Source organism: Longimicrobium sp., assembly GCF_048594345.1.
In the GTDB taxonomy this organism is placed as follows: domain Bacteria; phylum Gemmatimonadota; class Gemmatimonadetes; order Longimicrobiales; family Longimicrobiaceae; genus Longimicrobium.
The window spans coordinates 120153-139065 of the sequence record NZ_JBMDXM010000054.1 but is presented as its reverse complement, the minus strand read 5'-3'; the positions used below and the strand labels follow the sequence as shown (position 1 = coordinate 139065).

At 70.0% G+C, this 18913-nt stretch carries 18 protein-coding genes; 14 read left to right on the top strand and 4 right to left on the bottom strand.

Going from position 1 to position 18913, the window contains the following annotated elements; translation table 11 throughout:
• The first annotated feature begins 45 nt into the window (after positions 1-45).
• The 7 genes from ACOJUJ_RS06880 to ACOJUJ_RS06850 all read left to right on the top strand — a co-directional run bounded on the left by ACOJUJ_RS06880 (position 46) and on the right by ACOJUJ_RS06850 (position 6135).
• Positions 46-1440, top strand: coding sequence for an MFS transporter (locus ACOJUJ_RS06880; RefSeq protein WP_420126114.1), 1395 nt, complete (start codon positions 46-48; stop codon positions 1438-1440).
• Positions 1441-1471: 31 nt separating this feature from the next.
• Positions 1472-1708, top strand: coding sequence for an MbtH family protein (locus ACOJUJ_RS06875; RefSeq protein ID WP_420126113.1), 237 nt, complete (start codon positions 1472-1474; stop codon positions 1706-1708).
• Positions 1709-1937: 229 nt separating this feature from the next.
• The gene (locus ACOJUJ_RS06870; RefSeq protein WP_420126112.1) at positions 1938-2855 is read left to right on the top strand and encodes a 3-hydroxyacyl-CoA dehydrogenase family protein; all 918 of its coding nucleotides are present in this window, start codon (positions 1938-1940) and stop codon (positions 2853-2855) included.
• An 88-nt stretch (positions 2856-2943) separates the two neighbouring features.
• Entirely contained in the window at positions 2944-3186 is a 243-nt protein-coding gene (locus tag ACOJUJ_RS06865; RefSeq protein WP_420126111.1) for an acyl carrier protein, read from the top strand.
• A gap of 38 nt (positions 3187-3224) precedes the next feature.
• Positions 3225-4376 (top strand): acyl-CoA dehydrogenase family protein, encoded by a 1152-nt coding sequence (locus ACOJUJ_RS06860; RefSeq protein ID WP_420126110.1) that lies wholly within the window; start codon positions 3225-3227, stop codon positions 4374-4376.
• A gap of 228 nt (positions 4377-4604) precedes the next feature.
• Complete coding sequence (locus tag ACOJUJ_RS06855) at positions 4605-5393, top strand: thioesterase II family protein (protein ID WP_420126109.1); 789 nt, start codon at positions 4605-4607, stop codon at positions 5391-5393.
• On the top strand, positions 5383-6135 hold the full coding sequence (locus ACOJUJ_RS06850; RefSeq protein WP_420126108.1) for a 4'-phosphopantetheinyl transferase family protein: 753 nt from the start codon (positions 5383-5385) through the stop codon (positions 6133-6135). The genes ACOJUJ_RS06855 and ACOJUJ_RS06850 overlap by 11 nt, the downstream gene beginning before the upstream one ends.
• Before the next feature lie 117 nt (positions 6136-6252).
• On the opposite strand, the gene ACOJUJ_RS06845 is transcribed toward ACOJUJ_RS06850, so the two are convergent.
• Positions 6253-7056, bottom strand: coding sequence for a helix-turn-helix domain-containing protein (locus tag ACOJUJ_RS06845; protein ID WP_420126107.1), 804 nt, complete (start codon positions 7054-7056; stop codon positions 6253-6255).
• 179 nt (positions 7057-7235) lie between these two features.
• On the opposite strand from ACOJUJ_RS06845, the gene ACOJUJ_RS06840 reads away from it, so the two are divergent.
• Positions 7236-7424 carry a hypothetical protein gene (locus ACOJUJ_RS06840; RefSeq protein WP_420126106.1) on the top strand — a complete coding sequence of 63 codons (189 nt, stop codon included), beginning with the start codon at positions 7236-7238 and terminating at the stop codon, positions 7422-7424.
• A gap of 69 nt (positions 7425-7493) precedes the next feature.
• On the opposite strand, the gene ACOJUJ_RS06835 is transcribed toward ACOJUJ_RS06840, so the two are convergent.
• On the bottom strand, positions 7494-8795 hold the full coding sequence (locus ACOJUJ_RS06835; RefSeq protein WP_420126105.1) for a tetratricopeptide repeat protein: 1302 nt from the start codon (positions 8793-8795) through the stop codon (positions 7494-7496).
• Between the two features lie 597 nt (positions 8796-9392).
• On the opposite strand from ACOJUJ_RS06835, the gene ACOJUJ_RS06830 reads away from it, so the two are divergent.
• From ACOJUJ_RS06830 to ACOJUJ_RS06820, 3 genes are all read left to right on the top strand, one after another.
• Positions 9393-10178: a hypothetical protein gene (locus ACOJUJ_RS06830; RefSeq protein ID WP_420126104.1), complete on the top strand. Its 786-nt coding sequence runs from the start codon at positions 9393-9395 to the stop codon at positions 10176-10178.
• Positions 10175-13108: a glutamate-cysteine ligase family protein gene (locus ACOJUJ_RS06825; protein WP_420126103.1), complete on the top strand. Its 2934-nt coding sequence runs from the start codon at positions 10175-10177 to the stop codon at positions 13106-13108. The genes ACOJUJ_RS06830 and ACOJUJ_RS06825 overlap by 4 nt, the downstream gene beginning before the upstream one ends.
• Positions 13109-13218: 110 nt before the next feature.
• Positions 13219-13473 (top strand): hypothetical protein, encoded by a 255-nt coding sequence (locus ACOJUJ_RS06820; RefSeq protein ID WP_420126102.1) that lies wholly within the window; start codon positions 13219-13221, stop codon positions 13471-13473.
• Between the two features lie 474 nt (positions 13474-13947).
• Here ACOJUJ_RS06820 and ACOJUJ_RS06815 read toward each other — a convergent pair whose 3' ends face one another.
• The gene (locus ACOJUJ_RS06815; RefSeq protein ID WP_420126101.1) at positions 13948-14559 is read right to left on the bottom strand and encodes a NifU family protein; all 612 of its coding nucleotides are present in this window, start codon (positions 14557-14559) and stop codon (positions 13948-13950) included.
• Between the two features lie 166 nt (positions 14560-14725).
• Between ACOJUJ_RS06815 and ACOJUJ_RS06810 the strand changes: the two genes are divergently transcribed.
• The 3 genes from ACOJUJ_RS06810 to ACOJUJ_RS06800 all read left to right on the top strand — a co-directional run bounded on the left by ACOJUJ_RS06810 (position 14726) and on the right by ACOJUJ_RS06800 (position 17119).
• The gene (locus tag ACOJUJ_RS06810) at positions 14726-15496 is read left to right on the top strand and encodes a class I SAM-dependent methyltransferase (protein ID WP_420126100.1); all 771 of its coding nucleotides are present in this window, start codon (positions 14726-14728) and stop codon (positions 15494-15496) included.
• A gap of 58 nt (positions 15497-15554) precedes the next feature.
• Positions 15555-16412, top strand: coding sequence for a class I SAM-dependent methyltransferase (locus ACOJUJ_RS06805; RefSeq protein ID WP_420126134.1), 858 nt, complete (start codon positions 15555-15557; stop codon positions 16410-16412).
• Positions 16413-16564: 152 nt separating this feature from the next.
• Positions 16565-17119, top strand: coding sequence for a hypothetical protein (locus tag ACOJUJ_RS06800; RefSeq protein ID WP_420126099.1), 555 nt, complete (start codon positions 16565-16567; stop codon positions 17117-17119).
• Between the two features lie 209 nt (positions 17120-17328).
• Here ACOJUJ_RS06800 and ACOJUJ_RS06795 read toward each other — a convergent pair whose 3' ends face one another.
• A complete protein-coding gene (locus tag ACOJUJ_RS06795) occupies positions 17329-18909 on the bottom strand; it encodes a S41 family peptidase (protein ID WP_420126098.1) in 1581 nt (526 codons plus the stop codon).
• Between the last annotated feature and the right edge of the window lie 4 nt (positions 18910-18913).

Below are 18913 nucleotides of genomic sequence, written 5' to 3'. Positions count from 1 at the left end.
TCCTGAAGGCCGGGGGCGGCGCCTGCCTTGCTTCTGCGATCGAGCGTGAGCGACAATCCCGCGGCACCGGCGCGCGAGCCCGTTACGCGGGTGCTGGCCGAGATGCGTTCCTTCTCGGTGATCTGGCTGGGCCAGCTGGTGTCGTCGCTGGGCTCGGGCCTGACCGGATTCGCGCTTCCCGTGTGGATCTACCAGAAGACCGGCTCGGCCGAGGCGTTCGGCCTGCTGTTCTTTGCCGCCACGGTGCCCGCGGTGCTCCTCTCCCCGTTCGCCGGGGCGCTGGTGGACCGCTGGGACCGGCGCAGGGTGCTGCTGGTGAGCGACGCGCTGGCGGCGCTGATGACGCTGGCCATAGGGGTGCTGCTGTACACGGGGGCGTTCCAGGTCTGGCACCTGGTGGTGATGTCGGGGCTGAGCTCCGCGGTGGGCACCTTTCAGAACCCGGCGTTCACCGCGTCCATGGGGATGCTGGTGCCCGGAAAGCACTTTTCCCGCGCGGCGGGGATGATGCAGACCAGCGACGCCATCACCGGCATCCTTACGCCGCTGGTGGCGGGCGTGCTGGTGACGTCCATCGGGCTGTGGGGGATCCTGGCCATCGACGTGATCACCTTTCTGATCGCCGTGGCCACCCTGGCCGCCGTCCGCATCCCCAACCCGCCGCCCTCGCCGCGGCCGCGCCAGCACCTGCTGCGCGAGGCGCACGACGGCTGGGTGTTCGTTCGCCAGCGGCCGGGCTTGCTGGCCCTGCTCATCTACTTTCCCCTCATCAACCTGGGGCAGGGGATGGTGAACCCGCTGTTTGGCCCCATGGTGCTTTCGTTCGCCAACCCGGCGCAGCTGGGCGCCGTGGTCTCCGTCTCCAGCGTGGGGCTGCTGGTGGGGAGCCTGGCGTTGAGCGCGTGGGGCGGACCGGCCGGCAAGGTGCGGGGGCTGCTGCTGGCCCAATCGCTGTGTTCGCTGCTTCTGATCGGCGTGGCGCTTCGTCCGTCGGTGGTGCCGGTGACGGTGTTCATGTTCCTGATGCTGCTGGTTTCGCCGCTGGCGGGGTCGTCCAGCCAGGCCATATGGCTCAGCAAGACACCGCGGCACATGATGGGGCGCGTGTTCGCCATCCGCCGCATGCTGGCGATGTCGACCATGCCGGTCGCCGCGCTGGCGTGCGGGCCGCTGGCGGAACGCGTCTTCAACCCGCTGATGATGCCCGGCGGCGTGCTGGAGCACAGCGCGGGGCGCGTGCTGGGCGTGGGGCCGGGGCGGGGGATCGCCCTGCTGTTCGTGCTGGTGGGCGCGTTCGTGATCGTGGCGACGGCCCTGCTGTACCTGAGCCCGCGCGTGCGCCGGCTCGAAGACGAGATTCCCGACGCCGTCGCCGCGCGCCCCGCGGCGCCGGAGCCGGCACCCGCGTCCGGGCCGCGGCCGGCGGCGGCGGGCGCCTGACCGTGTTTTCACCTTCTCACACCGTGAAACGATGAGCAACGAAGAGCGCGAGGACACGACCATCTACGAGGCGGTCATGAACCACGAGGAGCAGTACTCCATCTGGCCCGCCGACCGCGAGCTGCCGCTGGGATGGAGCAAGGCCGGCAAGAGCGGCCTGAAGCCCGAGGTGCTGGCGTGGATCGAAGAGGTGTGGACCGACATGCGTCCCAAGAGCCTCCGGGACAAGATGGACGCCGACGCCGCCAACGCCGGCGGCCAGTCGTAGCAGCGGCCGGCCGGCGCCGCGGCCTTCAAGCCGCGGCGCGCCGGTTCCCATACCCCTCTCCCGGACGCACGGGAAAGGGTGAAACGAGTCACGGCCTGCCCGCGGCACTGAGTTCTCCCCTCTCCGCGAGGAACGAGCGGGGAGGGGCCGGGGGAGGGGCATCCCGCGGACGCAGCTCGATGCCCGGCGCGCGGTGCCGGCCACATCCAGAACCACGAGCACCAGTCGAATGCCCAACATCGAACAGGCGGGGGCGCAGGCCACGCCGCTGGCCACCATCGGCGTGGTGGGGGCGGGGGTGATGGGCGTGGGGGTGGCGCAGAACCTGGCGCAGACGGGGCACCGCGTGGTGCTGCTGGACCTGAACGACCAGGTGCTGGCCCACGCCCGCGCCGAGATGGAGCGCAACCTGCGCTTTCACGGCTTCTTCACCCAGCAGAAGGGCGGCCCGCCGCCGGCGGAGGTGATGGCGCGCATTACCTTTACCACCGACTACGCGCCGTTCGCCGGCGCGGATTTCGTGGTGGAGAACGCCACGGAAAAGGTGGCGATCAAGGAAGGCATCTACCCCGTGCTGGACGAGGTCTGCCCGCCGCATGCCTGCTTTGCGGCCAACACCTCGTGCATCAGCATCACGCGCATCGGCGGGTGGACCCGGCGGCCGGACCGGGTGCTGGGAATGCACTTCATGAACCCGGTGCCGCTCAAGCCCGTGGTGGAAACCATCCGCGGCTTCTACACCTCGCAGCAGACCATCGACACCGCCCTGCGCTTTCTGGGGCAGATGGGCAAGGAAGGGATCGTCGTCAACGACCTTCCCGGCTTCGTGAGCAACCGCGTGCTGATGCTCACCATCAACGAGGCCATCTGGGAGGTGATGGACGGCGTGGCGAGCGCCGAGGACATCGACCGCATCTTCGTCACCTGCTTTGGGCACAAGATGGGGCCCATCGCCACCGGCGACCTGATCGGGCTGGATACCATCCTGTACTCGCTGGAGGTGCTGTACGACAGCTACAACGACCCCAAGTTCCGCCCCTGCCCGCTGCTGCGGAAGATGGTGGACGCGGGGCTGCACGGCCGCAAGACGGGACGCGGCTTTTTCGACTACGGCGTCCCCCCGGCGGGCGCGACGGCGGCGGTGTAAGACGAAGGAAGGTACGAGGGAGCGCAGGGACCCAGCCGAGCGGGCCCGCTATTCCCTATTCCCTGTTCCCTATTCCCTGGCCGTTCCGATGGACATCAAGCAGCAGGTCCGCGAGTTCGTTTCCAAGTTCGTCCGCGGCCACGCCTTGGGCGACGGCGAAGACATCTTCGCCACCGGCTTCGTGAACTCCATGTTCGCCATGCAGCTGGTGAACTTCGTGGAATCCACCTTCGGCATCGCGGTGGAGAGCGACGACCTGGACATCGACAACTTCCGCTCGATCGACGCCATCTCGGCGCTGGTGGAGCGCAAGCAGGGCGCCGGCGTCTGATCCCGCCGCCGACCGGGCCGGACTCCGCCGTCCCGCCCGTGCACCCCCCCGCGGACGACCGCCTGCGCACCGGCCTGGGTGCCGCGCAGGAGGCCGCGCGCCGCGGGTTCGCGGCGTGGGTGGACGCCCGGGTGGCCCCCTTCGCCGGCACGTGGGACCGCGAAGGCCGCACGCCGCCCTCCGTAGTGGAGCGGATGGCGGCAGAGGGCTTCCTGGGCGCCGTGGTGCCGGCCGAGTTCGGCGGGACGGGGATGGACGCGGTCACCTTTGGCCTGCTGAACGAAGAGCTGGGCCGCGGCTGCTCGTCCATCCGCTCGCTGGTGACGGTGCACTCCATGGCGTGCCACTCCGTCGTCCGCTGGGGAAGCCGCGCGCAAAAGGAGGCGTGGCTCCCCCGCATGGCGCGCGGGGAGGTGATCGGCGCGTTCGGGCTCAGCGAGCCGGAGGTGGGGAGCGACGCGGGGGCGATCCAGACCACGGCGGAGCTGGACGGCGACGCGTACGTGCTGCGCGGGCGTAAGAAGTGGACCACCTACGGCCAGATCGCCGACGTGCTCCTCTGCTTCGCCAAGGCCGACGGCAAGCCGCTGGCGCTGCTCGTCGATCTGCACGCGCCGGGCGTGACGGCGACGCCGCTGGAGGTGGCGGGGACACGCGCGTCCATGCTGGCGGAGATCGCCTTCGACGGCGTCCGCGTGCCGAAGGAGAACCGGCTGGCGGGCCCGGGCTTTGGCCTGGCCATCGCGCTGTCGGTGCTGGAGCTGGGGCGCTACAGCGTGGCCTGCGGCAGCGTGGGGATCATCCGCGCCTGCCTGGACGCCGCGGCCGCGTACGCCTCCACGCGCGTGCAGGGCGGCTCGGTGCTCGCGGAGCACCAGCTGGTGCAGGCCATGCTGGCGGAGATGGCCACGGACTACCGCGCCGCGCGGCTGCTGTGCCTGCACGCCGGCTGGCTGCGCGACCAGGGCGATGCGGATGCCGGGCGCGAGGTGTTCCACGCCAAGTACTTCGCCTCCCTGGCCGCCACCCGCGCCGCCCTGGCCGCCGTGCAGGTTCACGGCGCCAACGGGCTGACGGACGCGTATCCCGTGGAGCGCTACCTGCGGGATTCGCGGGTGATGGAGATCATCGAGGGGAGCACGCAAATCCAGCAGGTGACCATCGGCCGCTGGGCCGCGGGGCTGAGCTGAGGCCCGAAATCCCGATCCCCATGGGGAGTCCGGCGTCCGCCCGCGCGGATGAGGAAGTCACGGCATCAGGCCTGTTGGGCGCCGAGACTTGTCCTTGCAGCCGCGAAGGCGGATTTTGCGTCGGTCCAGCGGCGAATTGTTTGCCCCTGGATGGGTGACGCAACCGGCTGGGCCGCCGCGCTACATCGCCCGAGCCATCGAGAAGCTTTCAATCCGAGCCGGAGTCCCGTGAACCGATCCCCGCTGAACGGCTGGGCCGTGTACCCCAGCCGCAACCCCAACGCCCGCCTGCGGCTGTTCTGCTTTCCGTACGCCGGCGGCGGTGCCACCGTGTATTCTCCCTGGCCGCGCGCCCTGCCGCCCGAGGTGGAGGTCGTCGCCGTGCAGCCCCCCGGACGCGAAGCGCGCCTCGCCGAAACGCCGTACGGCGACCTTGCCCAGCTGGTGGAGGCCATGCATCCGCAGCTGCTGCCGCACATGGACAAGCCGTTCGCCTTTTACGGCCACAGCAACGGCGGGCTGATGGCGTTCGAACTGACGCGCACGCTGCGCCGCACGGGCGGGCCCATGCCGCTGCACCTGTTCGTGGGCGGGCGCCCGGCGCCGCAGATGGACCCCGACGAGGAGGTGATCCACGCGCTGCCGCACGGCGAGTTTCTGGACGCGCTGCGGCGCTACGCCGGCACGCCCGAGGAGATCCTGCAGAACGCGGAGATCATGGAGTTGATCGAGCCCATGCTGCGCGCCGACTTTTCGCTGGGCGAGACGTACGCCTACACCCCTGAGCCCCCGCTGGACCTGCCCATCAGCGCGTACGGCGGCGAGCGCGACGACGAGGTGGACATCGAGGAGCTGGAAGCGTGGCGTGAGCAGACCTCGCGCGAGTTTCGCCTGCAGATGTTCGACGGCGACCACTTCTTCATCAACGGCAACCGGGCCGGGGTGCTGCAGCACCTTTCGCGCGAGCTGCGGCCGCTGCTTAGCACGCTCTTCCCGGCCGGCACCCGTGGCTGGTGACGTCTGGGTGCCCGCGCCCGCCGGGCCGCTGGCGCTGCCGCACGACGAGGTGCACGTCTGGCGCGCCTCGCTGCGCCCGCCGCCATCGGTGCTGGCGCGCCTGGAGGCGACGCTTTCCGCGGACGAGCGGGCCCGCGCGGCCCGCTTTCGCTTCGACGAGCACCGCATCGCGTTCGTCGCCGGGCGCGGCGTGCAGCGCGGCATCCTCAGCCGCTACACCGGCCTCCCTCCCGCCGCGCTGGCGTACCGCGAGGGCTCGCACGGCAAGCCGGAGCTGGACGGCGCCTCGGCCGGGGCGGGGATCCGCTTCAACGTCTCCAACTCCGGCGACTTCGCGCTCTACGCGCTGACCCTGCGCCGCGAGATCGGGGTGGACCTGGAGCTGATCAAGCCCATGCCCGACGGCATCGACATCGCCCAACGCTTCTTCTCGGCGCCCGAGAACGAGGTGTTCGCGGGGCTGGGGGATGACGTGCGCGACCTGGCGTTCTTTCGCTGCTGGACGCGCAAGGAGGCGTACATCAAGGCCGTGGGCGAGGGACTGTCCATGCCGCTGGACCGCTTTGACGTGGCGTTCGCGCCCGGCGAGCCCGCGCGCATCCTGCGCACCCGCGGCAACCCCGCCGAGGCGGAGCGCTGGACCATGCTTTCGCTGGATCCCGGCTCCGGCTACGTGGGCGCGCTGGCGGTGGAAGGCGGCGATTGGCGCCCCGTGCTCTTTGACTGGGACGCCGCCGGCTGAGCCGAATCCACGAAGTCCGGCGACGTGCGGAGACGCGGAGGGCGCGGAGAAGCATCCTCTCCGCGCCCTGCGCGTGAACCAGGTCTTTTCCCGGATTCGGCTCGTGGAGCAGCGCCGCTAAAAACGCAGCGAGTGGCGGTCGCGGCCGGCGGCGCGGGTCTGGGCCAGCTCATCCAGGAACACGCGCGAGGCGGCGGGGAACGCGCCCTGGCGGCGCAGCGCCGACGGACCGGCGCCCAGAAAGTCCTGCATGGCGCGCCGCAGGCTGCTGTCCGACGCGTAGCCGCACGCGTGCGCCACCGACAGCACCGAGCGACCCGGGTCGTCCAGCAGCGACGCGGCCAGCAGGATGCGCATCCACGCCAGCATGCGCCGCGGCGGGGGAAGCCCGGCGCGCTCCGCCCAGCGCAGCACGGTGCGTTCCGACAGGTGAAGCCGCCGCGCCAGGTCGCGCCCCTTGCCGCCCACCGCCACCACCTCCGCCGCCGTCATCATCAGCATCCGCGTGCGGCCGGAGAGCATGGGGGGCAGGGTGCGCTCCAGCAGCCGCTGCAGCGAGCGCCCTTCGATGGAGCGCAGGCGGCGGTAGATGGCCTCGTGGGTGTCGTCCTCCGCCAGGGAGATGATGTCGGTGACGCCCCACTCCCCCAGTGTGCGCAGGTCGCGCGAGTGGCCGGGGAGAAGCTCCACCGCCGCAAGCACCGTGGCGGAGGGGAACTCCCACAGCAGCGTGCGCAGGTCCCCCGCCAGCTGCGGACGCTCCAGGCTGGAGCCCGCGTAGGGGTCCACCACCACGATGGCCGCCGGCGGCGACGCGATGATTTCGGCGCGCAGCTGCTCCCACGTGGGGATGAAGCTGCAGGCGTACCCACGGGCCCCCAGCCGCCGCACACGGTCCCTGAACGCACCGTTTGAGTGCATGATCAGCAGGGGTCGGGGGTGTGGTGGCATGACCTGTCTGGAAATATTCGGTAGGAGACCGCAAGAGATTGGGCGCACCGCAACGCCCGCGTACATCTTACGGCATCCCCTCGGGCATCACCATCCTGGCTGGCCGCCCCGCAGCATTACCAACACATCCCACACCTTCTGGAGCGACGATGAAACTCGCCCGGCTCTTCCTGGCCGTCTTCACCATCTCCACCCTGGCCGCCTGCGGCGACTCGGTCACCGCCCCCGAGGCCGCGCCCGCCGCCGCCCCGTCGGAGGACGCCATCCAGTGCGACACCGAGCGCCTGGCGGACGGCTCCGTCATCTGCCGCGGCGCCGTGATCGGCTCGGGCGGCTGAACCAATCGTTCGGGTATAGATACAAAACTCCCCGCGCTTCCTGCCGAAGCGCGGGGAGTTTGTTTGTGATCAGACCCCTGCGGTAGCTCGGCCGTGTTCCAGGCTGCGGACGAACTCGTTCGCGAGCGTCTCCGACTTGGGGCTGGGCGACGCACTACGCGAAGCCTGCTGCCGCGCCTCGGCCTGCCGGCCGTTGCGGATGGCGTCCATCAGCGACTCCGCACGGAACCGGACCTTCGCCTGCGCGAGCTTGGTCGCCAGCTCATACGCCTCTTCCGCGGCGCTCTCGGCACGGTCCCACTCGCCAAGGCTGGTCGCGCCCAGCGCCAGGTCGAGCATGCACGCGGGCACCACGACCTGCACATCGGGGTCCTTGTTCAGCCGCACCACCTGCGTCCAGGCGCGCCGGAACAGGTCGCGGTTTCCGGTCCCCGCGGCGGCACGCGCGATCGACGCGGTAAGGCTCAGCCGGTCCGCCGGCGTGGTGAGGTGCGTCTCCAGGGCCTGGAAGACCTCCTGGGCGCGGGCGAAGTAGCCCTGCTCCACCCAGAAGTACGCCACGTCGTGCGCCAGGACCGGGAGCGACGGGTGGTTCGGACCGTACGCGCGGTACGCCTGCCGGGCGTACTCCTCGGCCTGCTCCTTACGCCCGGTTTCGAGGGCGATCACGAACAGGTCGTGCAGCGCCATGCCCTGGATCTGCTGCAGCCCCTTGCGGCGGGCCGCACGCAGCGCCTTGATGTGCATGCGGTGCGCGCCGGGGAAGTTGCCGCGGCGGATGAGCATGTTGCCCAGCGCGATGTAGGCGCGGGAGTACGACTCCCAGTCGCCCGTCTGGCGCGCCACCATCACCGTGTGGCGGAACCAGGTCTCGGCGCGGGGAAGCTCGCCGCGGCGCCGGGCAAGCTGCCCCACCGCCAGCGCCAGCCGCGGGTTGCGCTGCGAGGCCACCGACGCTGCCTGCGTGTACGCCAGGGCGGTGTTGGTATGGCCTTCACCGTCCGCCCAGCGGGCGATGCCGGTGCACGCCTGGGCCATCGCCTCGCCGCTGGTGCTGTCGGGAGCGGACAGCATCTCGGCGAAGGTGGAGAGCGGGCCCGCCAGCTCGTCGGGGATGCGCGACTCGGCCAGCTCGGCCGCGCGCTTGCGCCCCGCCTCGGGCGAGAACAGGCGTCCGCGCTCACCCTGGTCGGTGCCGGCCCAGAACATCACGTTCCGGTACGCCTGCCACAGCAGTACGCCGACTTCACCGCCCACCTCACGCAGGATCTCCATTCCCTCCAGCGACTCCGACCCGCGGGTAAGCGGGGGAGGAGTGCGCCAACGGCGGGGAAGACGCGGCGCGGCCGCCTTGGACCGTGTGCTCTTCATCCCCTGCATCTCCTTTTTAAACGTGTGCCTTGTTATGCGTTGTGAGGCCTACCTGTATACTATATGCAGGTTGGGACCGTAACGCCACAATTTGTTCAGGTTTGCGGCCAATTCGGTGGAGCAGAGACGGCCGCAGAATCTCCAGCTGCTACGAAGTGTTGCCCTCGGAACGCGCCGTCGCACCGGGCCTGTGCTCGCAGCAAACATTCCGTATACACCAAGTATGTGGACAACGGTCCAGAACTGCAACACTCTTGTTACAGGGCGCAAAACGTGCGCCATAATTTTGCCACCGGATTTGGCCCGCCGCACCCGCGGGAACCCGCACCAGGGCTGAACTTCGCGCCCGTGCTCGCTGTTTTCCGCCGCCCGCCAACGTTCGGGGCGTGGACGCTCCCCGCCGCAGCCGAGAACCCTGTCCGCTTCCGGAGCGGCTAACAAGTTAGCACACCACGCAAGACCCCGTCCAGACGCCAGTTCCCGTCCCGCATCAGACGAACCGTACACCGCCCACGTCACGTGGTACGGGCGTTGCTCGGAGCCGCCGCCGGCCCGCAATCCTTGCGAGGCCGCCCATTTCGCGATGTGCCGGAGCAGATGACGGAGATTCCCGACGCGGTTCACACCCTGCCGGAAGACCGGCGGGAGCAGGAGGACCGCTTTGCGCACGAGCTGCGCGTTCAACGCTTTTTGCAACCCGATGACGTAACTTGCGGGCCCACCTGCCTGCGCAAGGTCTACGACTTCTACGGCCTGAGCGTGGGGGCCGACGAGGTGCTGGGCGAGATCGACCGCAACGAGGATGGGGGCACGCTTGCCGTTTTTTTGGGCGTCTCTGCCCTGAAAAGGGGCTTTGGCGCCCGCATCTACTCGTACGACCTGCGCATCTTTGACCCCACCTGGTACGGGCTGCCGCGCGACCAGCTGGCCGAAAAGATCCACGCGCGCTTTCCCCACCTTCCTGATTCCAAACGGCTGCGCGCGGCGCGGGCGTACCTGGACTTTCTGGAGATGGGGGGCGAGCTGGCGTTCGACGAGCTTACCCCGGCGCTGCTCAAGTCCATCATCGACCGCGAGCACCCGGTGCTGGCGGGGCTCAGCGCGACCTACCTGTACCACTTTGCCCGCGAGCGGCAGCTGGACGACGACCGCATGGTAGAAGACGACGTGGCCGGCGAGCCCACGGGGCACTTTGTGGTCATCGTGGGCTACGAGCACTGGGGGCGCCGCTTTTCCGTGCGCGACCCCTCGCACCACGTTCCCCTTTCGCCCGACGGGCGGCAGGTGGTGGACGGGCAGCGCCTCATCAACTCCATTCTGCTGGGCGACGTGACGTACGACGCGGTGCTGCTGGAGATGTGGCCCCGGGAGGCCGCCGCGTGAGCCGCACCCGCGTGATCGCCGTCGTCAGCTACGAAACCGACGGCCGGGGCCTTCCCGGAGGAATGCACGTTACCGCCGACCGCTACCTGGAAGGGGGCGAGGGGCTGACGGAGCCCGGCGCGGTCGTCGTGAACCTGTGCCGCTCGTGGAAGTACGGCAGCAAGGGCTACTACGTTTCGCTGCTGGCGGACGCGCGCGGGCAGCTGCCCATCCCCAGCGTGGACGTAAGCGAGGTGTTCGGCGACGCGTATGCGCTGTTTCGCGCGCTGCAGGAGGCGGGCGTCGCCACGGTGGACCCCGAGGAGATGCGCGCCCGCCGCCGCACCGCCCGCGCCGCGTCCGCCGGCGACGAGGAGGCGGAGGACGACGAGGCGCCGCGCGCGCCATCCGTCCCCATCGTCCGCGTGCAGGAGGAGGACGGGTGGACCTGCCGCCCGGCGGAGGCGGACGAGGCGGCGGAGACGCTCGTCTTCCTCGGCGGGGCGGCGGACGCGCGCTTTCGCAACACAGCGCTCGCCGTCTACCGCGAGTGGCCGGCGCCGGTGCTGCGCCTGCAGCTGGTGCGCGAGGAGGGCGAGTGGAAGGTGACGGCCGTCACCCCCGTGCCGCCGCACCGGCTGAGCGACGAGGACCGCGAGCAGCTGTGCCGGACGCTGGCGGACGAAAAGCGCATCGTGCGCCGCGGCCGCGAGGCGCCGCGCGAAGAGCGGCGCGCGTCCATCGCCGTCCTCGTCGACCCGGACGACGCCTTCAGCCCCAGCAGCCCCGAGACGCTGGACCGGCTGGAGCGCATCGCGCAGCGGATGAACGTGCACGTGCGCCGCATCGGCCTGGACGAGCTGCACAGGCTGCCGGAGTACGACGCGCTGTTCATCCGCGCGCTGACGGGGGTGAGCGAGCCCGCCTTTCAGTTCACGCTGCGGGCCGAGGCGCTGGGGATGCCGGTGGTGGACGATTCGCAGTCCATCATCCGCTGCGGCAACAAGGTGTTTCTGGACGAGCTGCTGCGCCGCGAGGGGATCGCCATGCCCCGCTCGCGCATCGTCACCCGCCAGACGCCGTGGGACGAGGTGGCGGGGCTGGGGCTGCCGCTGGTCATCAAGCTCCCCGACGGCTCGTTCAGCAGCGCGGTGCACAAGGTGAGCTCGGCCGACGAGTTCCGCCGCTACGCGGACGACATGTTCCGCCGCTCGCCGCTGATCATCGCGCAGGAGTTTCTGCCCACGGACTACGACTGGCGCATCACGGTGCTGGACGGGCGGCTGCTCTTTGCCTGCCGCTACCACATGGCGCGCGGGCACTGGCAGATCCGCGCGGAGAGCACCGCGGGAAAGGAGCGATACGGGCGTGTGGAGGCGGTGCCGCGCGAGCAGGCACCGGAGGCGGTGGTGCAGGCGGCGCTGCGGGCGGCCAGGCTCATCGGCGACGGGCTGTACGGGGTGGACCTCAAGGAGACGGCGGACGGGCCCGTCGTCATCGAGGTGAACGACAATCCCAACCTGGACGTGGGATATGACGACGCCGCCGACGGGACGGCGATCTACGAGGACCTGATAGACTTTTTCGTGAGGCGAATTGAGCAGGGGCCGGCCGAGGACGAGCCGGCGGAAGCGGAGGCGGCGGAGACGCGGCTGGTGGAGCGCGCCCGCACGCCGATCCCGGCCAAGGCGACGCGGGGGGAGCGGCACTACAAGCCGTTCGAGGTGGCGGGGATGGAGCTGGAGTACCCCACGGTGGACCGCGACCTGAACGTGGTCTCGCTGGTGGAGCCGGCGTTCCGCGTCCTGGCCGGCCGGGGGACGTCGGACGTGGATCTCGGCGCGGTCGGGTTCAGCAACGAGATCGCGGACCACGTGTTCGAGATCAAGACGCAGCAGCCGGTGCGCAGCCTGGCGGACGCGGAGCGGATGCTGGCGGAGGGGGTGCAGCGCTTCAGCGCGGTGCTGCACGCGGAGTTCGGCGCGCGGCTCATGCCCACGGGGATGCACCCCTGGTTCGATCCCAGGAACGGAAAGCTGTGGACGCGTTCGGGGCTGCGCGTTTACACCACCTACGCGCGGCTCTTCGACGTGCGCACGCACGGGTGGATGAACGTGCACGCGGCGCACCTGAACCTGCCGATGGGGCGCGAGGTGGACGCGATGGCCATGCACACGGCCGCCGCGCTGCTGATCCCCTACCTTCCCGCGCTGGCCGCCAGCTCGCCGATGTACGACGGCGACCTGCAGCCCGCGGTGGACGGGCGGCTGGCGTGGATCCTGGAGCACCAGGCGCGCATCCCGGAATCGTGCGGGCAGCTGGTGCCGGAGTACGTGGACAGCTTTGGCGACTACCGGAAGCAGATACTGGCGCCGATGTACCGGGCGCTGGACCGGCTGCCGGACACGGGGGCCATCCGCCACGAGTTCTTCAACACCCGCGGCGCCATCCTGCGCTTTGCGCGGCGGGCCATGGAGGTGCGGGTGCTGGATACGCAGGAGTGCGTAAAGATGGACGTGGCGATTGCCGTCTTCGTCCGTGCCGCGCTCAAGCACCTGACGGCGCGGGCGGCGGCGGGGCGGGTGGAGCTGCCGGACCACACGGTGCTGGTGGAGGACTTTCGCGCCTGCATCCATGCGGGGAGCGAGGCGCGCGTCCGTGCACCGCACCTGGACGTGGACCGCGACGCGGACGGCTCGGCGGACGCACGGACGGCGCTGCGCCACCTGCTGGCCGGCGCGCGCCGCACGGTGCGCAAGGACGAGGCGGGGTACCTGGACCTGGTGGCGCGGATGATCGAGGCGGGGACGCTGTCCGAGCGCATCCGCGCGGAGATGGCCCCGTTCGCGCAGGCGGACGACGAGACGTTCACCGAGGCGGCGCGGCGCATCTACATCGAGCTCATCGACTGCCTGGAAGCCAACGAACCGTGGGCGCGGCGGGGGCTGTGATCGCGGAACGCATGTTGTAAGTTGTTGCAGCAGATACGATTTGCGACGAAACTGGCACACTCCCTGCGTAGGCGGCGCATTCCAGGCGATTGACCCGAGGGACCAGGGACATGGCACTACGCAACTTCACCGATTCGCAAGGTCACGTGTGGCGGGTGTGGAACGTGGTTCCGCAGTACGCCACCGGCCGCGATGAGGAGCAGATGACGCCGGGGCTGCAGGGTGGCTGGCTCTGCTTTGAGAACTCCGGAGAAAAGCGGCGGCTTTCGCCGATCCCGGCGGACTGGGAGAACGCCGAGAGCGGCGCGCTGGAGCAGTATCTTGGTCAGGCCGCCGCGGTAACGCAGCGCGCGATGGCCAGCTGACGGAGCGGCGGGGCGGGGATGGGGAAGTGGGGAGTACCGGGTGGTGTGGGGATGGGTGAACGGGGTGCTGGCTCTTGGGCCGGCACCCCGTTCTTTTGAGTACGAAAGTACGAAGGTACGAAAGTACGAAGGTACGAAGGTACGAAGGTGGGAGCGTCGGGTTTGTCCCGCCGCGCTTCGATCTGTCATTTCGAGGAAGCGCCGCACTGTGCTGTACGCGACTCCGGAACCGTGCGCGCGACCAAAAACCTACTCTCGGCCACTTCCGCTTACGTCGCGGCGCTCCGCACTCGCGGCTACAGTCCGCGCAGGCGGACTTCGCGCTTTTCCAGCGGCGAATTCATTCGCTCCTGAGGGCGGACCGCGGGCTTTTTGATATCACTGAACGACCCAACCCTTCGTGGCACGAACAAAAGAAAGGCGACGGCTCGGTGCCGTCGCCCTCCGCTTCGAGACTTCGATGGAGAAGATACGTCAATAGTACGGGTTGACGCCGGCGTCGTGGTCGGTAAGGTCCACGATGTCGCGCACCTCGGGGATCTCCTCGCGCACCATGCGGTCGATGCCCTGCCGCAGCGTGAGCGCCGAGGCGGCGCACCCCTGGCAGCCGCCCGTCATCCGCACGTAGATCACGTCGTCGGCCACGTCCACCAGCTCCACCGCGCCGCCATGCGCCGCGATGCGCGGGTTCACCAACTCGTCGAACACGGCCTGCACGCGCTCCGCCAGCGGACCGGAAAGGCCGGCGCCGCCCGTGGAGGCCGCGGGGGCGGCGGGGCGGTTGGGGCGCGGGGTCTCCACGCGAAACCCGCCGTCTTCCTGGGACAGCGAGATTGTGGCGCCGCTCAGCAGGGTGCTGGTGTCCAGGTTAAGCAGCACACGGATGCCCTCCAGGTTGATGGCGATCTCCGTCTTCTGCTTGTCCTCGCGCTCCACCAGCGAGATTGCGTACTCGCGGTCCATGGGGCTGCGGACGGCGCCGTCCTCGCCCGTCGCCAGCGTAATGCGCAGCGCGGGGTCGCGCACGGCCCCGGCATCCACCAGGTCCTGGATTCGGGCGCGGGCCTCGTCGGTCAGCTGGATCATCGTCGTGTTCTCATGTTCCGTCAGGCGGAGCGTCGGTCGCTCCGCGTGCGGATACACTCTCCCCCCGTCGCGGTTCGCGCAATGGCGGGGGCCACGCAAAGGTTTGCGCCCGCCGACGCGCGGGCTACCTTGCACGCGGAACTCTCATCCCGCCGCCGCCGATCCCATGCCCGGTCCGGAAGACTTCTACGACGCGCTGGCGCCGTTCTATCACCTCATCTTTCCGGACTGGGAGGCCAGCATCGCGCGGCAGGCGGCGGCGCTGGACCAGGTCATCCGCGCGGAAGCAGATGTGGGCGGCGAGCGGACGGTGCTGGACCTGGCGTGCGGGATCGGCACGCAGGCGCTGGGGCTGGCGGCGCTGGGCTACCGCGTCACCGCGTCGGACCTGTCCCCCGGTGCCGTCCGGCGGCTGCGCGACGAGGCTGCGCGGCGCGGGCTGACCATCGACGCAAAGGTGGCGGACATGCGCTGGGCGTGGGATGCGCACGGCCGCGTGTTCGACATCGTGCTCTGCGCCGACAACGCGTTGCCGCACCTGCTGACGGACGGCGAGATCCTGGACGCGCTGCGCGATTTTCGCCGCTGCACCGCGCCCGGCGGCATCTGCCTGGTCTCCATCCGTGACTACGAGTCCATCGACCTGCAGACCGCGCGGATGCATCCGCACGGCGTGCGGGAAGAGGATGGCGCGCGGTGGGTGCTCTTTCAGGTGTGGGACCCGCGCCCGCCGCTGTACGAAACCAGCATGTACGTGGTGGAAGACCGTGGCGGCGCCGGTGCGCAGACGCGGGTGATGCGCGCGACGTACTACGCGCTCCCCGTCCCCCGCCTCATCGAACTGATGCGCGAAGCCGGCTTCGACGACGTCCGCCGGCTGGACGGCGCCTTCTATCAGCCCCTCGTCATTGGCCGCCGCCCGGCGCACGAAGGCTGACGCACCTCATCGCGTCATCTCCTTCACCCGTTCACCCCCTCACCCGTTCACCGCCGTGATCCGCACCGACATCCACGAAACCAACCGCCTCTCCTGGAACGCCGCCACGCAGGCGCACAACAGCCACAAGGCGGATCAGGCGGCGTTCCTGCGCGCCGGCGGCAGCACGCTTTTTCCGGAGGAAGTGGAGCTGCTGGGTGACGTAAACGGAAAGAGGCTCGTCCACCTGCAGTGCAACGCCGGGCAGGACACGCTTAGCCTGGCGGGGCTGGGCGCGCGCGTGACGGGCGTGGACATCAGCGACACGGCGGTGGAGTTCGCGCGGGGGCTGGCGGCGGAGTCGGGGATTGCGGGGGAGTTCGAGCGCGCGGACGTGTACGCGTGGATGGACGCCGCCGCGCGCGAGGGGCGCCGCTTCGACCTGGCGTTCTCATCCTACGGCGCGGTGTGCTGGATCTCGGACCTGGCGGCGTGGGCGCGGGGGATCGCCGGGATCCTGGCGCCGGGCGGGCGCTTTGTGCTGGTGGATTTTCACCCTGCGGCCACCATGTTCGACGAGGAAGTGCGGCTCGCCTGGCCGTATTCCAGCGGCGGCGAGCCGATCGTTACGGAGGCGGGCGTGGGTGACTACGTGGGTGACTCCGCCGGAGCGCTGGCGCCTTCGGGGTTCGTGGAGGGCGTGACGGAGTTCGCCAACCCGCACCGCTCCGTGGAATTTCAGTGGGGCGTGTACGAGGTGGCGCAGGCGCTGATCGATGCGGGGCTGCGCATCCAGCGGCTGCGGGAGTGGCCGTACGCCAACGGGTGGACGCCGTTCCGCGGGATGCGCGGCGAGTCCAGACGGCGCTTTCGGACGCCCGAAGGCGTGCCCGACCTGCCGCTGATGTACGGCATCGTCGCGGTCCGGCCGGACTGATCCCGCCACAGGTGGTACACGCGAGCGCGCCTGTGTCACCATCGGGGCGGAACCAACGGGCGGTTCAGGGTACCAAGCAAACCGTGCAACAGATGCGGATTCACCGAAACCGGCCGGGCCGGCGTTAGCGTAAGGGAGCTTCGGGAAACAAGATGCACGTTTACCTTCGGGACGAGGCGGTCGACCTGGAGATGCGCGAGGTAGAGCCCGAAGGACTGCTGTCCGACGACTCTTCCCTCATCCCGGTCGCCTTTTACGCGGATGGCAACGAGAGCCCGTCGTTCCGGGCGTTTCTGCCGCCCGAGACCATCGTGATCCTGCACCAGGTAATCCGCGGCCCCGTGCGCCTGGGGCTGATGGCCGAGGAGCCGGAAGATCCGGACAAGGAGATCCAGGCGATGGTGGGGCTCACCATTCCGGTCGAGGCGCTTCCCCCCGGCATGGTGGCCGAGGCGGAGGAGGGCGGCGAGCAGGAGCTGGAGCCCTGGCAGACCGGCGGCGTAACCGAGTCGTGGAAGGGCGATGACGCGGACGACGACGAGGACCGCCCGCGCACGGTAATGCTGGCCTTTGCGCCCCTGGTCCGCATCAAGCGCCGCCACCCCTCGGACTTTGCCGAGGAGCTGGCGGACCTGCTGGAGAGCGCGCTTTCCGGCGCCACAAAGCCGTCGCTGGAAGCGCGCGTGGAGCGGATGCTCGGACTGTAAGAAGGTACGAAAGTACGAGGGTACGAAAGTACGTTGGAAAGGCCCGCCCCTGAAGATGAGGGGCGGGCTTTTTCGCGTTCGTACATGGAACTAAGGATGGGGTACGGAGGAACAGGCAAAAGCCAGAGGAACAGAGGTGCCGATCCTGATCTTTCTCTGTTCCTCTGGCTGTTCTCCGTTCCTCTGTACCCTGGCCTTTGTTCGTCTGCCTACTGCTGGCCGCTGCGGGTGCCCAGGATGGCGTTCGCGCGCTCGAACTCGCTCACGGCCGCGCCGATCTGCTCGTCGACGGCGGCAAGGACGCGGTAGTAGCCGGCGGAGCCCCACTTGGTCCCCGCGATCTCGGGGACCAGCAGGCGCTGCAGGGCGCGGTCGGCCTCGGCGCCGGCGGGGACGGTGTGGCCCTGCTGCTGCGCAAAGGCGCGGAACTGCGCCAGCGCGGCGTCGGGAAGGCGCGGGGCGGCGGACAGCGCTTCCGCCGTGGTGTAGGCCCCGGCGTTCTCGGTCAGGTGCGCGCCGATCCAGCGCGTCTGTACGGCGTTCTCCGCCAGGCGCGCCAGCCACAGGGGCGCCGGCTCGGCCTCGGGCATCACCACGTCGGGGTAGATGCCGCCGCCGCCGTACACGGTGCGCCCGCCCGCCGTACGGCAGCTGGGGAGCCCGGCGGTGTCGCGGGCGGCGCGCGCCATCCGGTAGTAGTCCGCGCCTCGCAGCTCGCGGTACTGCCGCTGGATCACCCGTCCGCACGGCGTCTTGACGTGGCCGATGGTCATCATGATGATGGACCCGTCGGAGAGCGGAAAGCCCTGCATCAGCAGCGACTTGCCAAACGTCCGCCGGCCCACGATGAGCGCGCGGTCGTGGTCCTGCAGCGCGCCCGCCACCAGCTCCGACGCGCTGGCCGTCCCCTCGTTCACCATCACCACGATGGGGTACACCCGCTCGCGCCGCCAGAACGAGCGGCGCACCACCACGCTGTCGCGCACCTCGGCCTTGCGGCCGTCGCTCATGTACACGGTGGCGCCGGCGGGAAGGAACTCGCTGGCCACGCGCGTGGCCTCGGCCACCGAGCCGCCGCCGTTGTCGCGCAGGTCCAGCAGCAGCCGCCGCATCCCCTCGCCCTCAAGCTTGCCCAGCGCGGCGTGCAGGTCCTCGGCCGTGCGCTCGTTCATGAAGGTGGTGACGCGGATGTAGCCCGTCTGCTCGTCCAGCATCATCACCACGGGGACGGCGGATTCGGCGTCGCCCTCTTCGCGGCGCACGGTGCGCTCCAGCTCCACCCGCGTGCCGTCCGCGCGCTCGCGCTCGAACGTCAGCCGCACCTGCGAGCCGCGGGCGCCGGCCAGGAACACCTCCAGCTCCACCGGGCTTTCCGCCAGCACCGCGGCGCCATCCACCGCCACCAGCACGTCGCCGCGCAGAATGTCCTGCCGCGCGGCCGCGGTCCCCGGCGCCACGCTGGCTACGACCGGGAGGCCGCCCACGTAGGAAAAGTTCAGCGGCACCGGGTGCAGGCGCCGGCTGCGCAGCTGCTGCTCCTTTTCGGGGGAGAGCCGCGCGGCGGGGATGACGTACGAGTGCGGGTCCGCCGCGTTCACCATCCCCTGCACGGCGGCCATGAACATCTGGTGCTGGTCCACCGAGTCCGGATGGTTCACCCGGATCTGGTTGAGCACCTGGCTGAACATCTGCAGGTCCTCGTACGCCGTGCGGGGGCGTGTGGCTCCCGACGGCTGCGCGGCGGCGGGGACGGCGGCCAGGAGCGCGGCCGCGGCCACCAGCGCCCTCATCCGC

Coding starts and splice junctions, on each gene's coding strand:
- ACOJUJ_RS06875 (WP_420126113.1), top strand. CDS start 1,472: ATGAGCAACGAAGAGCGCGAGGACACGACCATCTACGAGGCGGTCATG.
- ACOJUJ_RS06820 (WP_420126102.1), top strand. CDS start 13,219: ATGGCACTACGCAACTTCACCGATTCGCAAGGTCACGTGTGGCGGGTG.
- ACOJUJ_RS06815 (WP_420126101.1), bottom strand. CDS start 14,559: ATGATCCAGCTGACCGACGAGGCCCGCGCCCGAATCCAGGACCTGGTG.
- ACOJUJ_RS06830 (WP_420126104.1), top strand. CDS start 9,393: ATGACGGAGATTCCCGACGCGGTTCACACCCTGCCGGAAGACCGGCGG.
- ACOJUJ_RS06845 (WP_420126107.1), bottom strand. CDS start 7,056: ATGCACTCAAACGGTGCGTTCAGGGACCGTGTGCGGCGGCTGGGGGCC.
- ACOJUJ_RS06795 (WP_420126098.1), bottom strand. CDS start 18,909: ATGAGGGCGCTGGTGGCCGCGGCCGCGCTCCTGGCCGCCGTCCCCGCC.
- ACOJUJ_RS06835 (WP_420126105.1), bottom strand. CDS start 8,795: ATGAAGAGCACACGGTCCAAGGCGGCCGCGCCGCGTCTTCCCCGCCGT.
- ACOJUJ_RS06840 (WP_420126106.1), top strand. CDS start 7,236: ATGAAACTCGCCCGGCTCTTCCTGGCCGTCTTCACCATCTCCACCCTG.
- ACOJUJ_RS06800 (WP_420126099.1), top strand. CDS start 16,565: ATGCACGTTTACCTTCGGGACGAGGCGGTCGACCTGGAGATGCGCGAG.
- ACOJUJ_RS06810 (WP_420126100.1), top strand. CDS start 14,726: ATGCCCGGTCCGGAAGACTTCTACGACGCGCTGGCGCCGTTCTATCAC.
- ACOJUJ_RS06865 (WP_420126111.1), top strand. CDS start 2,944: ATGGACATCAAGCAGCAGGTCCGCGAGTTCGTTTCCAAGTTCGTCCGC.
- ACOJUJ_RS06870 (WP_420126112.1), top strand. CDS start 1,938: ATGCCCAACATCGAACAGGCGGGGGCGCAGGCCACGCCGCTGGCCACC.